Here is a 14,154-nt window from a genome sequence, read left to right as displayed (position 1 = left end):
AATTAAAGTCGATCAGTTTAAATCATCAATCAAGCTCAATAATTCATTTAATTTTTAGGTCGTTTTGTATTTAACTTGCGTCACGGGATGTTTGATTTTCGGTAATTCGAAAAAGCGGCAAGTATTCCGTAATGGAAATTATCTCGATTGCACGAATGAAGAGGAAATCATGACGAATCTTTCTCGACGCAAGATGTTGACGAGTACGGCCGGCGCGATTGCCGCCGCGGGCATCGCGGTAACGGCCAAGGCCGCCTCGTTCGGTAACCCTGACAGCCCGCCGGAAGGCGCGGTGAATGCGCGCAACCGCCAGAGCCTGACCGACCCGGGGCCTAAAAATCCGGCCATCGCCAATCAATTCCCGTCTTTTCAGGATCCGCCGGCCACCGATATCAACGGGATGCCGTTATTCTGGGCGTCTTTCAATAATGCGCATAAACGCATTCAGAATGGAGGATGGGCGCGCGAAGTCACACAGGACGATTTCGCGATTTCCGAAACCATTTCCGGCGTCAACATGCGCCTGACGCGCGGCGGCATTCGCGAGATGCATTGGCACCAGCAGGCCGAGTGGGCGATCATGCTCGACGGCCGCTGCCGGATCACGGTGCTGGACGAACTCGGGCGGCCGTCGGTGCAGGACGTCAAGACCGGCGACCTCTGGTATTTCCCGCCCGGCCTGCCGCATTCGCTGCAGGGCATCGGCAGCGACGGCGCCGAATTCCTGCTCGCATTCGATAACGGCCGCGCATCGGAATTCAACACGCTGTTGCTGACCGACTGGATCGCGCATACGCCGCCCGACGTGCTCGCGCTGAACTTCGGCGTGCCGGCCGATGCGTTCCGGAACGTGCCGCTCGACAACCTGTGGATCTTCCAGGGCGACGAACCGGGCCCGCTTGCGGACGCGCAGCGTGCGTCGGCCGCGTCGGCGGGCGCGCCGCCGCATCCGTTCGTCTTTTCGCTCGGCGACATGAAACCGGTCAGGAAGACGCGCGGCGGCGAGGTGCGGATCGCGGACAGCACCAACTTCAACGTGTCCACGACCGTCGCGGCGGCGCTCGTCACCGTGCACCCGGGCGGCATGCGCGAGTTGCACTGGCACCCGAACGCCGACGAATGGCAGTACTACCTGCAAGGCGAGGCGCGGATGACCGTGTTCGACACGGGGCCGAAGGCGCAGACGGCCGACTTCCGCGCGGGCGACGTCGGCTACGTGAAGAAGAGCCTCGGGCACTACGTGCAGAACACCGGCAAGACCGACCTCGTATTCCTCGAGATCTTCAAGACCGACCGCTATGCGGAGGTGTCGCTGTCCGACTGGCTCGCGCACACGCCGCCGAAGCTCGTCGAAGCGCACCTGAACATCGCGCCGGACGTGATCGCACGGTTTCCGCGCAACCGTCCCGACGTCGTGCCGCTGTGACGCCGCCGGCGTCCTGCCATGGCCGGCACGCGGCATGCTGGTTGTGGCGGGGCGCGATCCCTGAATCAGCCGTCCTCATTCGAACGGAATACTTGCCATGATTCCCGTCCCGAGCAAACCTGCCGGCGGCTTTGAGTTTCCGCGCAATCGTTCCGACGTCGTGCCGCTGTGACGCCGCCGGCGTTCTGCCATGGCCGGCACGCGGCATGCTGGTTGTGGCGGGGCGCGATCCCTGAATCAGCCGTCCTCATTCGAACGGAATACTTGCCATGATTCCCGTCCCGAGCAAACCTGCCGGCGGCTTTGCGCTGCCGGGCCTGTCCACCGAGCAGACCGACGGCGCGGCGCGTGCCGCGCTGGAAGGGCGCCGCACCGGCGTCGCCGCGTTGCTGCCGTTCGTCGGCCCGGCCGTGATCGCATCGATCGGCTACATGGATCCCGGCAACTTCGCGACCAACATCCAGGCCGGCGCCGCGTACGGATACCGGCTGCTGTGGGTCGTGCTGGCCGCGAACGCGATCGCGATGCTGTTCCAGGCGATGTCGGCGAAGCTCGGCATCGTGACCGGCCGCAATCTCGCCGAGCTGTGCCGCGACTGCTTCCCCGCGCCGGTCGTGTGGGGCATGTGGGTGGCGTCGGAGATCGCCGCGATGGCGACCGATCTCGCCGAATTCCTAGGCGGCGCGCTCGCGTTCGGGTTGCTGTGCCACCTGTCGCTGTTCGCGGGGATGGTCGCGACCGCGTTCGCGACCTGCGCGATCCTCGCGCTCGAAAAACGCGGCTTCCGGCCGCTGGAGGCGGCGATCGCAGCATTGGTCGGCGTGATCGGCGCGTGCTATCTCGGCGAACTGCTGATCGCGCCGCAGGACTGGCATGCGGCCGCGTTCCATCTGGTGGTGCCGCAGATTCCGGATCATGCGGCGCTGACGATCGCGGTCGGCATCATCGGCGCGACGATCATGCCGCACACGCTGTATCTGCATTCGGGCCTCACGCAGGATCGCACCGCGCCGCGCGACGACGGCGAGCGGCGGCGGCTCGTGCGTTTCTCGAACCGCGAGGTCGTGGTCGCGCTCGGGCTCGCCGGGTTCGTCAATCTCGCGATGGTGATGATGGCGTCGTCCGCGTTTCATGCGGCCGCGCCGGGCATGACCGACATCGGCGACGCCTATCACACGCTGATCCCGGTGCTCGGGCCGGCGGCCGGCGCGCTGTTTCTCGTCGCGTTGCTGACGTCGGGCGTGTCGAGCTCGGTGGTCGGCACGATGGCGGGGCAGGTCGTGATGCAGGGCTTCATCCACCGCCGGATGTCGATCTGGGTGCGGCGCGCGGTGACGATCGCGCCCGCGTTCGTGGTGGTGGCATTGGGCTGCGACGTCACGCGCGCGATGGTGGCCAGCCAGGTCGTGTTGAGCTTCGTGCTGCCGATGCCGATGATCGCGCTGCTGCTGCTGTCGGCGCGTACGGACGTGATGGGCGCTTACGCGATGCGGATGCCGCTGCGGATCGTCGCCGGCGCGGCGACGGTCGTGATCGTCGGGCTGAATGCATACCTGGTGTGGGCGGCATTCAATTGAACGGGTGCGGGCGGCCGCCTGCTGCCGCATGTGCGGCGCCTCGCGCGGCGGCCGGATCGCGTGGCACTGCCGGCCGCCGACGCGCGTCGCGGCCAGCGCGGGCGGCCGTGATTACTTCGCGAGCGTGCGGTACGACACGAGGTCGTTGATCGGCCCGATTTCCGGCCCGGTCGCGCCGGGGCGCGTGGCGACCTGCACGACCTTCTCGAACATGATGATGAACGGCGAGTTCGCGAGCACGGCCTTCTGCAGCGCCTCGTAACGCTGCGCGCGCTTCGCGGGCGACGGCTCGACGAGCGCGGCCTCGGTGTCCTTCGTCAGTTGCGGAATGTCCCAGCCGTTGCGCCATGCGAGCATCTTGGTCGGCGACTGGTCCGAGTTGTCCGGATTCCACGCGAAGCCGCGCGCGTTGCTGTTCGGGTCCATGTAGTCGGGCGACCATTCGCCGATGAAGATGTCGTGCTGGCGTGCGCGGTACTTGCCGATCGCCTGCTTCGCGTCGCCCGGGATCAGCTTCACGCGGATGCCCGCCTGCGCGAAGTTCGCCTGCAGCGCCTGCGCGATCTCGAGGTACGGATAGTCGTTCGGCATGTCCATCGTCACGCCGAAGCCGTTCGGCAAGCCGGCCTTCGCGAGCAGCGCCTTCGCCTTCGCGACGTCCTGCCGGTACGGCCGTGCGTTCAGCGTGCCGAGGAAGCCTTCGGGCAGGAAGGTCTGATGCACCTTGTAGGTCGTGCTGACGATGTTGCGCTGGATGCCGTCGTAATCGACGAGCCACTTCATCGCCTGCTGCACCTCGGGCTTCGCGAGGTTCGGGTTCTTCGTGTTCAGGCTCAGGTATAGCAGGGCGGACACCGGCCACGACGCGACCTTGATCTTGCCGGCCTTCGACAGTGCGGCGAGGCTGTCGGGGCTCAGGTTGCGCGCGGCGTCGGCGTCGCCGTTCTCCAGCAGCAGCCGTTGCGCGGAGGCTTCGGGCACGTGGCGCAGCACGACGCGCTTCATCGGGTACGGCGTGCGGTATTTGTCGAAACGCTGCAGCACGATGGTCTCGTTCGGCGTCCACTTGACGAGCTGGTACGGGCCCGAGCCCGCGTCGTTGGTGCGCAGCCAGCCGCTGCCGAGATCGTTGCCTTGCTGGTGCGACAGCAGCAGCTTCTTGTCGAAGACCGACGCCGGGCATGCGCTCAGCACGTTGAGCACGAAGCTCGGCGCGTACTTGCGGTCGGTTTCGAGCACGACCGTTTGCGGATCGACCACGCGCACCTTCTGCGTCACGTTCGCCTTCGTGAGGCCGAGATCGGCGAGCACGCCGGCCGGCCCCTTGTCGAGCAGGATGGTGCGCTGCAGCGACCACGCGACGTCGTCGGCGGTGACCGGGTTGCCGGAATGGAACGTGAGGCCGGGGCGCAGCTTGAACGTGTAGGTCACGCCGTCGGCGCCGACCGTCCACGATTGCGCGATCTGTCCGTCGAAGCGCGTCGGGTTCTTCAGGTCGACGCGCACCAGCCGTTCGTAGGTGTTCGCGACGTATTCGGACGGCACCAGCTCGTAGATCCCGCTCGGATCCAGGGTCGTGAATTCGCCGAGCTGCGTGGCGACGACGAAGATGCCGGGCGGCGTGGCTGCCTGCGCCGGCAGCGCCGGAACAAGCGCGACGAGCGCGGCGCTGACGAACAGCCGGGACAGCAGGTGCTTCATGCGGGCTCCATCGAAAGGGAATCGTGGTGCGATTCTCTCATCGACGGGCACCCGGATGAAAATATTCGGCGGGTGCGCCGGTGGGCGCGCAGCGGCAGGCAGGCCGGGCGGGCGCCCGGCGCCGAAGGGCGTCAGATCGCGCAGCGCGCGACCGCGAAGCGCATCGCTTCCTCGGCCGGTTCGTTGCCCGAGCCGCGCACGACCTTGATCACCGAGCCGTTGCCCGACGGCGTCAGCGTGACGAAGTACGAATTCGAGCCGACGGCGATGTCGGTCACGCCGTTGTGCTGCGATTGTTCGGTGCCCGACAGGCGGCTGTCGAGGCAGTTGGCGATCGCGTAGGCGGGACGTTGCGACGACACGTAAATCATCGGCGCGGCACCCGAGCCGGCCGAATCGGACGAGGGCGCGGAACCGCAGGCGGCGAGCAGGGCGGCGGGAAGGAGCAGCAGGAATCGTTTCATGGTCGGTCGTCGGGTGTCTCGTATCGAGGCTGGGGCGCGGGGTGGCGAAACGCGAAGCTTCGCGACGAAACCGCCCGGAATCCGGCCGCTTTTGACGGACGACGATGCAACAGGCGGCTGACGACGGAGTATACCCGCAGCATTTGACGCCGTTGGCGCGTTGAAACGATTCGATACAACCCGCGCCCGCTGCCGGACGGGCGCTTGCTTCCGTTGTCGTCGTGACCGGCGGATCGCCAGGTCGTCGCGCTGCCGGCGTGGGGGCCGGCGCCGCCGCGCCTGCGGATCAATGCGCGCCGGCCGCCGCCGCATCGGCATCGCCGCCGCCCGAGCGCGCCGGTTTCGTGATCCAGATCAGCGGGATGATCGCGATGAAGATGATCGCCGACACGTAGAAGATGTCGTTCAATCCCATCACGGCTGCCTGCGAATCGACCGACGCATTGAAGAACGCGAGTGCCGAATCCGGGCTCAGGTGCAGCAGCGAACGGGATGTGTCGAGCTGTTGCGTGAAGACCGGATTGGTGACGCTCGCCTGTTCGGTGAGCCGCACGTGGTGCAGGATCGTGCGGTCGTTCCACGCATTGCTGATCAGCGACGTGCCCACCGCGCCGCAGAACGTGCGGCCGAAATTCGACAGGCCGGCCGCGGCCGGAATCTTGTCCGGCGGCAGCCCGGACAGGATGATCGACGTCAGCGGCACGAAGAACATCGCCATCGGAATGCCTTGCAGCAGCGTCGGCAGCACCAGATCCCAGCGCGACACGTCGGTGTAGAACGTCGTGCGCATCATGAACACGACCGCGAAGCCGACGAATGCGAGCGTCGCGAGATAGCGTGGATCGGTGCGCGGCAGCAGCCGCCCCATGACCGGCGTGAGCAGGATCGCGAACACCCCGAGCGGCGCGGTGGCGAGCCCCGAATCGACCGCGCGGTAGCCGAGATAGCCCTGCATCCATTGCGGCAGCAGCACGAGCGTGCCGAAGAACATCCCGTACGCGACGGAGATCGCGATCGTGCCGCCCGCGAAGTTGCGCTGCGTGAAGAGCCGCAGGTCGACGATCGGGTTGGCCTCGTTCAGCTCCCATACGAGGAAGAACGCGAAGCCGATCAGCGCGACGATGCCCAGCGCCACGACGACGGGCGAATTGAACCAGTCGAGATCCTTGCCCTTGTCGAGCATGATCTGCAGCGAGGCGACCCACAGCACGAGCAGGAGCAGGCCGACCGTATCGATCGGCAGGCGGCGCGTGGCCGATTCGCGATCGCGGAACACGAACCACGTGACGGCCGCCGCGAAGAAGCCGACCGGAATGTTGATGTAGAAGATCCACGACCAGTTGTAGTCGTAGGTGATCCAGCCGCCGAGCGACGGCCCCGCGATCGGGCCGACGAGTGCCGTCATCGACCACAGCGCGAGCGCCGTCGACGACTTCTGCCGCGGCCACGCGCCGAGCAGCAGCGCCTGCGACAGCGGCGCGAGCGGCCCCGCGACCGCCCCTTGCAGGATCCGCGCGGCGAGCAGCGTCGGCAGGTTCGGCGCGATCCCGCACAGCCACGACGCGAACACGAACAGCAGGATCGACATGACGAACAGGCGTACCTGGCCGAAGCGCTGCGTCAGCCAGCCGGTCAGCGGAATCGACACCGCGTTCGCGGCCGCGAAGATCGTGATCACCCACGTGCCTTCGTCGACCGATACGCCGAGGTCGCCCGAGATCGTCGGGATCGCGACGTTCGCGATCGACGAATCGAGCACGTTCATGAACATGGCGAGCGATACCGCGATCGTGCCGATGACGAGCTTGCCGCCCGACAGCGGCGCCTGGGGTGACGGAGATGACATGGTGTTCCTGCGTGATGAAAGGTGGCCCGGCGGGGCGCACGTGCCGGCGGCTGCCGCGCACGCGCGTGCGGCGCCTGCGCGGGCGAGCCGCGATGCGGGCGACACGCACGGCATGCGAGCGGCCCGGCAAGCGGAGGGCCGCTCGCGCGCAGCGTTGCGGTTCAGGCGTTCAATCGGATCGGCGAAGCCGTGACGGCTTCGGCAAGCAGGCAGGCCGGTCAGGAGGGCGCGACGCGCGTGACGCGTCGGCGGGCAGCGCTCACGTGGCTGCCGTAGCGTGTGTGATGGTTTTTCATCGCCACAGGCTACCGATGCGGTGAGCGGCGATCAACGCTCGCGTGCTCATTAATTCCTTTCCTGCGCCGCAATAATGTCATGGCCGTGCATCGATGACGGGCGCCTACGGCGCGGTTCGCCACGCGGTGAAGACTTCCGTCAGGAACTCGACGAACGCGCGCACCTTGCTGTCGAGCGTCGCGCGCTTCGGGTAGAGCGCGTGCAGCTCGACGTCGTCGGTGCGATGCCAGTCGGGCAGCACGATTTCGAGTTCGTTGCTCGCGATCCGCCCTGTGGTGAAGTGGGTCGAAATCAGCGCGATGCCGCCGCCGCTCGCGGCCTGGTGCAGCACCGTGACCGATTCGTTCGAGATCAGCACGGGCCGCACCGGCACGTCGGCGACGTCGCCGGCCGCGTTGGTGAGGCGTAGCGTCAGGCCGGGCGTGTCGCGGCCGACGAACAGGATGTCGTGATCGGCGAGATCCTGCGGCGTATGCGGCCGGCCGGCGCGGTCGAGATAGTGCGGGCTGGCCGCGAACTTCGCGTGCGACCAGCCGAGCGAGCGCGCGACATAGCCGGAATCCGTCAGCACGCCGGTGCGCAGCGCGACGTCGAAGCCGTGTTCGACGAGATCGAGCGCGCTGTTGTCGTAGATCAGCACGAGCTGGACCAGCGGGTAGCGCCGGCGAAACTCGGCGAGCGCCGGTTCCAGTTCGAACAGGCCGATCGCGTAGGGCACCAGCACGCGTAGCGTGCCTTCGGGTTCCGTGCGCAGCGCGCGCACCTGACGGTCCGCGTCGAGCAGGATCTCCTCGGCGCGCAGGCAGCGTTCGTAATAGTCGCGCCCGGCTTCGGTGACGGACACGCGGCGCGTCGTGCGGTACAGCAGCTGGACGCCGAGGTCGTCCTCGAGCTGCCTGACCTTGCGGCTCACGCGGCTGAGCGGCATGTCGAGTTGCGTGGCGGCGGCGGTGAAGCTGCCGCGTTCCACCACGCGCAGGAATATCCGGATGCTCTCGAGGTCCATGCGATTCGTTTCAGTGTTCGGCCTGCGCGCATCTTACCGTCGCGGGCCGGATCGCTGCAGGTCGAGCCGATTATCCCGCCCGGCGCAATAACGCATCCCGCCGCTGCCCCGTAGTGGCGGCCGGCGCGCGACCGTATGCTCGCCGCATGAAATTCGCCTTCCCCAGCATGCCGCCGCTCGCGGCCGTCCGGGCCGCGCTGCGCGACGCGCGGCCGACGCTGCCGCCCGGCGCGCTTGCCTTCGCACTCCGCAATACGGCCGCGTCGCTGCTCGCGCTCTATATCGCGTTCCGGATGAATCTGGACGATCCGAAATGGGCTGCGTCGACCGTGTGGATCGTCGCGCAGGGCAGCCGCGGGATGGGGCTGTCGAAGAGTCAGTACCGGATTCTCGGCACCGCGATCGGGGCGGCCGTCGCGCTCGCGCTGACCGGCGCGTTCGCGCAGACCCCCGAGCTGTTCCTGCCGGCGCTTGCCGCGTGGATCGGCCTGTGCGCGGGCGTCGCGACGTTCCAGCGGAATTTCCGCGCGTATGCGGCGGTGCTCGCCGGCTATACGGCCGCGATCATCGCGATGGACGCGGTATCGGCGCCGCTGCACGCATTCGATATCGCGGTCGCGCGGTTCCTGTACGTGGTGGTCGGCATCCTGTGCGCTGCGCTGTTCGACACGGTGTTCGCGCCGGGCGCGCCGCTGCAGGATGTCCGGACGCGGCTCGCGCGCTATCTCGAGCACGCGGTGGCGGTTGGCGCGGGCGCGCTGCGCCGCGAGCCGAACGACGCGGCCGTGCACCGGCTGTTCGCGGACGCGCTCGAACTCGATACGGCAGCCGAATATGCGGCGGCTGGCGCACCGCCCGTGCGTAACATGATCGGCCATCTGCGCGTGGCGGCGCTGGGCGTGCTCGCCGCGCAGGCCGCCGGGCAGGCGATCCGCGAGCATGCGGCACGCAGCGGCGACGCGCCGGAACCGCTCGTCGACGAGGCGGCAAGCGTGCTCGACCGGGTCGCCGTGTCGGGCGACTCGGGGCACGAAATAGTGGCGCTACGCGCGCGCGTGGACGACGCGTTGCGTGTCGAAGCGGCCGTGCCGGCCGGCACGGACACGTCGCGCCTGCTCACGCTCGACCGGCTGTCGGCGCTGCTCGGCGGTTTCGACCGCGCATTCGCGAGCCAGGCATTGCTCGACCGTCCGGTGCCGCCGCCCGCACGCGTGCGCTATGCGTTCCACCGCGATCCGGTGCTCGCGTGCCACAACGGCGTTCGTGCGTTCATCGCGGTGCTGGCCGCGTCGGCGATCTGGATCTTCACCGCATGGCCGGCGGGCGGCGGGTTCGTCGCGATCACGGCCGTGGTGAGCGCACTGTTCTCGACACGTCCCAATTCGGTGCGTGCGATCGTCGGTTTCCTGAAAGGCACCGCATGCGCGGCGGTCGCGGGCGTCGTCTGCAACTTCGCGCTGCTGCCCGCGGTGTCGGGCTTCGAGATGCTCGCCTACATCCTCGGCGTATTCCTGATCGGCACAGGGATCGCGATGCGCCATCCGCGCACGGCAGCGATGGGCAGTGCGTTCTCGATCTTCTTCTGGAATTTCACGTCGCCGGACAACACGACCCGCATCGGCGATACCGCGTTCCTGAACAGCGCGCTCGCGACGCTGCTCGGTATCGCGTTCGGCGCGCTGATCTTCGCGCTGGTGTTTCCCGGCGATCCCGGCACCAGCCGGCGCCGCCTGCATCGCGCGGTGCGCCGCGATCTGGCGGGGATCGCGCGCGATCCGCGTGCGTGGCCCGCGAGTGCATGGTTGAGCCGCACGGCCGACCGTCTCGCGCGCGAGCTGGGCTTCGCGGGCAGCCTGCCGCAGACGCTGATCGAGCGCGACATGCGCGATCTGCTCGCGATCTGGGGACTCGGCGACAGCCTGCTGTCGCTTGCCGAACTGGCCACGCACGAACCGGCCGTGCACCGTGCGGCAGCGGTGGTGCGTGGGCGCATCGCGCAGGCGGATTTCGCGCGGCTCGAACACACGTGCGCCGCAGCGGCCCGCGTGTTGCGGCGTCGCGCGGCCGCGCGCGACGGCGACGCTGCGCATGCGTTGCTGAGCGGCGTGGTCCTGCTGCATCGGATCGCGGACGCGGCCGCCGAGCATGGCGGCTTCCTGCGTGGCCGTCGCGATTGGGCGGGGTGGGTCAGGTGACGCGGCAGGGCGGGTCGGGCGTCGCCTCCGCGGGCAGCGGCTCGCGGTTCGGGGCAGGCAGCCTCCGCAGCCGGTGCCCGCGCGGACGAACGATCATCGTCGCGCTCCGTCAGGCGACGATCGAGGCCGGCGCGGCCACGCGATGCAGCAGCACGGGCACCGACTTCGACGTCGGCGTGTTGCATACGTCGCCGACGCTGTCGAGCGGCACGAGCGGGTTGGTTTCCGGGTAGTACGCGCCGATGCAGCCGCGCGGGATGTCGTATTCGACGAGCAGGAAGCCCGCCGCGCGCCGCTCGATGCCGTCGTGCCACACGGTTTCCATGTCGACCCAGTCGCCGGCCGCAAGGCCCAGCATCGCGAGATCGTCGCGGTTGACGAACACCACGCGGCGCTGGCCGAACACGCCGCGATAGCGGTCGTCGAGCCCGTACACGGTCGTGTTGTACTGGTCGTGCGAGCGCGTCGTCATCAGCGTCATCAGCCGCTCGCCGTGCAGCGCGCGGGCGCGCTGGATCGGCGTGTCGGTCGGCAGCGCATGCGCGATGAAGTTCGCCTTGCCCGTCGGCGTCAGCCACTCGCGGTCGCGCGACGCCACACGCAGGTGGAAGCCGCCCGGCCGTGCGATGCGCGTGTTGTAGTCGTAGAAGCCGTCGAGCGTCGCCTCGATCGCATCGCGGATCTTCGCGTAGTCGTCCTTGTATGCGAGCCAGTCGATCTTGCCGCTGCCGAACAGCGCGTGCGCCATGTGCGCGACGATCGCGGGCTCCGACATCAGGTTCGGCGACGCCGGCTTGTTCATCCCGTACGACACGTGGACCATGCTCATCGAATCCTCGACCGTCACGCCTTGCGCGACGTTGTCCTGCAGGTCGATCTCGGTGCGGCCGAGCGTCGGCAGGATCAGCGCGTCGCGGCCGTGGATCAGGTGGCTGCGGTTCAGCTTCGTCGTGATGTGCACGGACAGTTCGCAGCGGCGCATGCCTTCCCACGTGCGCGGCGTGTCGGGCGTCGCCATCGCGAAGTTGCCGCCGAGACCGATCAGCACCTTCACGCGGCCGTCGAGCATCCCTTCGATCGTCTCGACGACGTCGTAGCCGTGGTGGCGCGGCGGTTCGAAATCGAACACGTGGCCGAGCCGGTCGAGGAACGCCTGCGACGGCTTTTCCTCGATGCCGACCGTGCGGTTGCCCTGCACGTTCGAGTGGCCGCGCACCGGGCACAGGCCCGCGCCGGGGCGACCGATATTGCCGCGCATCAGCATCAGGTTGGTCAGCATCTGCACGGTCGCGACCGAATGCTTGTGCTGCGTGATGCCCATCCCCCACGTCGCGATCACGCGTTCGCTGCGCGCATAGCGCTGCGCAAGCGCGTCGATCTGCTCGTACGGCACGCCGCTTTCGGCGGTCAGCGCGGACCAGCTTTCGGCGCGCAGATCGTCGGCGAACGCGTCGAAACCGGCCGTGTGCTCGTCGATGAATGCGGTGTCGATGACGCGCGGCGCACCGGCCGCGCGCGCGGCGTCGTCGAGTTCGAGCACGCGCTTGGCCATTCCCTTGATCAGCGCGAAATCGCCGCCGATCGTCGGCTGGATGAACGTCGATGCGATCTTCGTGCCCGACATCGTCAGCATCTCCAGCGGGCTTTGCGGATCGGCGAAGCGTTCGAGCCCGCGCTCCTTCAGCGGGTTGATCGACACGATCGTCGCGCCGCGCTTCGCGCACTCGCGCAGCTCGCCCATCATCCGCGGGTGGTTGGTCGCGGGGTTCTGGCCGAAGATCAGCAGCATGTCCGCATGCTCGAAATCGTCGAGCGTGACCGTGCCCTTGCCGACGCCGACCGACGCCGGCAGCCCGCGGCTCGTCGCCTCGTGGCACATGTTCGAGCAGTCGGGGAAGTTGTTGGTGCCGTACAGGCGCACGAACAACTGATAGAGGAACGCGGCCTCGTTGCTGGCGCGGCCGGACGTATAGAACGCGGCCTGGTTCGGGTCGGGCAGCGCGCGCAGGTGGCGCGCGATCAGCGCGAACGCGTCGTCCCACGCGATCGGCACGTAGCGGTCGGTCCGCGCGTCGTACACCATCGGATCGGTGAGCCGGCCGTGCTGTTCGAGCTCGAAATCCGACTGTTCGAGCAGTTCGGTCACCGTGTGCGCGGCGAAGAATTCGGGCGTCACGCGCTTGCTCGTCGCTTCCGCGGCCACGGCCTTCACGCCGTTCTCGCAGAATTCGAACGTCGAGGCGTGCTGGCGGTCCGGCCACGCACAGCCGGGGCAGTCGAAGCCGTCCGGCTGGTTCTGGCGCAGCAGCGTCCGGTAGTTGCCGCCGGCGACCTTTTCCTTGATCAGGTTGATCGTGACGGCTTTCAGCGCGCCCCAGCCGGCGGCCGGGTGGGTGTACGGTTCGATGCGCGCGGTGGCGGATTTCTTTTTCATCAGAATTTGCTCAGAGAAACCCGGCCATTGATGGCGGGAAGGAAAGGCGTGCGGTTGACAGGCAGCTTCTTCCACGGGATAGGATCACCGGTATGGTCCTCGTCTACCGTTACCGCGTGAAGTCGCTCAACGGACTGCTCAACAAGCAGAGCCGTGCGGTGAATTACGTCTGGAACTTCTGCAACGACACGCAGAAGCACGCGCTCAAGTGGAGCAAGAAGTGGCCGACCGGTTTTGACCTGAACGTGCTGACGACCGGGAGTAGCAAGGAACTTGGTATTCATTCCGGCACGATCAACGCGACGTGCGAGCAATATGCGAAGTCGCGCAGTCAGCACCGTCGGCCCTACCTGCGCTATCGCGGCAGGAAATCGCTCGGCTGGGTGCCGCTGAAAGGCCGCGACCTGAAGCGTGAAGGCGACGCGTTTCGTTTCGCCGGCAACACCTTCCGCGTATTCAACAGCCGACCGCTTCCTGAAGGCAAGATCAAGGATGGAACCAACTTTGCGCAGGATGCGCGCGGCAACTGGTTTCTCAACATCGCGATCGAGATGTCCGATGTTCAGGCTCGACCGATCCGTTCCGGTGTGGGCATCGATCTCGGCCTGAAAGACTTCGCCACACTTTCGACCGGCGAGAAACTGCCCAATGACCGGTTCGGTCGACGAGCGGCGGAAAAGCTGGCGAAAGCGCAACGGGCGCGAAAGCACAAAAGGCATATCGCGAAGCTGCACGCCAAGGTCGCGAATGCGCGTGCTGATTTCCAACATAAGCTTGCGCTCGATCTGGTGCGGCGCTTCGATTACATCGCGGTCGGCAACGTATCTGCCGTCAAACTCGCCAGAACCAGGATGGCGAAGAGCGTCTACGACGCATCCTGGTCGTCCTTCCGGAACAAGCTCCGCTACAAAGCGATCGCGCACGGGGCCACGTTCGAGGAAGTCGACGAAAGCGGTTCTACCCAGTCCTGTTCGTCGTGCGGGTCGAAAGACAGCACGACGCGGCCGAAAGGTATCGCGGGACTGCGAATAAGAGAGTGGGCTTGTGGTGGCTGTGGTGTCTTGCATGATCGGGATACCAACGCTGCGCTGAACATTCTCCGATGCGGGCGTGCATCGCCAGGTGTGGGAATCCGCAGCCTTTAGGCGGTGGACGACGTCAAGATGCCGGGTGTCGGGGTCGATGCGTGCAGAGTACGCGCGGCGCCC

General features: G+C 67.2%; 9 protein-coding genes. 4 read left to right on the top strand and 5 right to left on the bottom strand.

Annotation, left to right across the window (positions count from 1 at the left end; translation table 11 throughout):
- Positions 1–169: 169 nt before the first annotated feature.
- Together LGN10_RS09445 and LGN10_RS09440 are read left to right on the top strand one after the other, a co-directional pair.
- Positions 170–1,426 (top strand): oxalate decarboxylase family bicupin, encoded by a 1,257-nt coding sequence (locus tag LGN10_RS09445; RefSeq protein WP_059639599.1) that lies wholly within the window; start codon positions 170–172, stop codon positions 1,424–1,426.
- A gap of 269 nt (positions 1,427–1,695) precedes the next feature.
- Positions 1,696–3,003 carry an Nramp family divalent metal transporter gene (locus tag LGN10_RS09440; RefSeq protein WP_226223021.1) on the top strand — a complete coding sequence of 436 codons (1,308 nt, stop codon included), beginning with the start codon at positions 1,696–1,698 and terminating at the stop codon, positions 3,001–3,003.
- Between the two features lie 111 nt (positions 3,004–3,114).
- Here the strand turns inward: LGN10_RS09440 and LGN10_RS09435 are convergent, their stop codons facing one another.
- From LGN10_RS09435 to LGN10_RS09420, 4 genes are all read right to left on the bottom strand, one after another.
- A complete protein-coding gene (locus tag LGN10_RS09435; RefSeq protein ID WP_226223020.1) occupies positions 3,115–4,704 on the bottom strand; it encodes an ABC transporter substrate-binding protein in 1,590 nt (529 codons plus the stop codon).
- A gap of 131 nt (positions 4,705–4,835) precedes the next feature.
- Complete coding sequence (locus LGN10_RS09430) at positions 4,836–5,168, bottom strand: sugar ABC transporter ATPase (protein WP_226223019.1); 333 nt, start codon at positions 5,166–5,168, stop codon at positions 4,836–4,838.
- Positions 5,169–5,454: 286 nt separating this feature from the next.
- Positions 5,455–7,014, bottom strand: coding sequence for a DHA2 family efflux MFS transporter permease subunit (locus LGN10_RS09425; RefSeq protein WP_226223017.1), 1,560 nt, complete (start codon positions 7,012–7,014; stop codon positions 5,455–5,457).
- A gap of 400 nt (positions 7,015–7,414) precedes the next feature.
- Entirely contained in the window at positions 7,415–8,317 is a 903-nt protein-coding gene (locus tag LGN10_RS09420; protein WP_226223015.1) for a LysR family transcriptional regulator, read from the bottom strand.
- A gap of 146 nt (positions 8,318–8,463) precedes the next feature.
- Here LGN10_RS09420 and LGN10_RS09415 point away from each other — a divergent pair, with 146 nt between their 5' ends.
- The gene (locus LGN10_RS09415) at positions 8,464–10,512 is read left to right on the top strand and encodes an FUSC family protein (RefSeq protein WP_226223013.1); all 2,049 of its coding nucleotides are present in this window, start codon (positions 8,464–8,466) and stop codon (positions 10,510–10,512) included.
- Positions 10,513–10,621: 109 nt separating this feature from the next.
- Here the strand turns inward: LGN10_RS09415 and LGN10_RS09410 are convergent, their stop codons facing one another.
- A complete protein-coding gene (locus LGN10_RS09410; protein WP_226223010.1) occupies positions 10,622–12,946 on the bottom strand; it encodes an FdhF/YdeP family oxidoreductase in 2,325 nt (774 codons plus the stop codon).
- Between the two features lie 92 nt (positions 12,947–13,038).
- Here LGN10_RS09410 and LGN10_RS09405 point away from each other — a divergent pair, with 92 nt between their 5' ends.
- A complete protein-coding gene (locus LGN10_RS09405) occupies positions 13,039–14,091 on the top strand; it encodes an RNA-guided endonuclease InsQ/TnpB family protein (protein ID WP_226223008.1) in 1,053 nt (350 codons plus the stop codon).
- The last annotated feature ends 63 nt before the right edge of the window (positions 14,092–14,154 follow it).

Origin of the sequence: Burkholderia sp. AU32262 (genome assembly GCF_020419985.1) — a bacterium.
In the GTDB taxonomy this organism is placed as follows: Bacteria; Pseudomonadota; Gammaproteobacteria; order Burkholderiales; family Burkholderiaceae; genus Burkholderia; species Burkholderia semiarida.
This window is presented reverse-complemented; position numbering and strand designations above follow the sequence as displayed.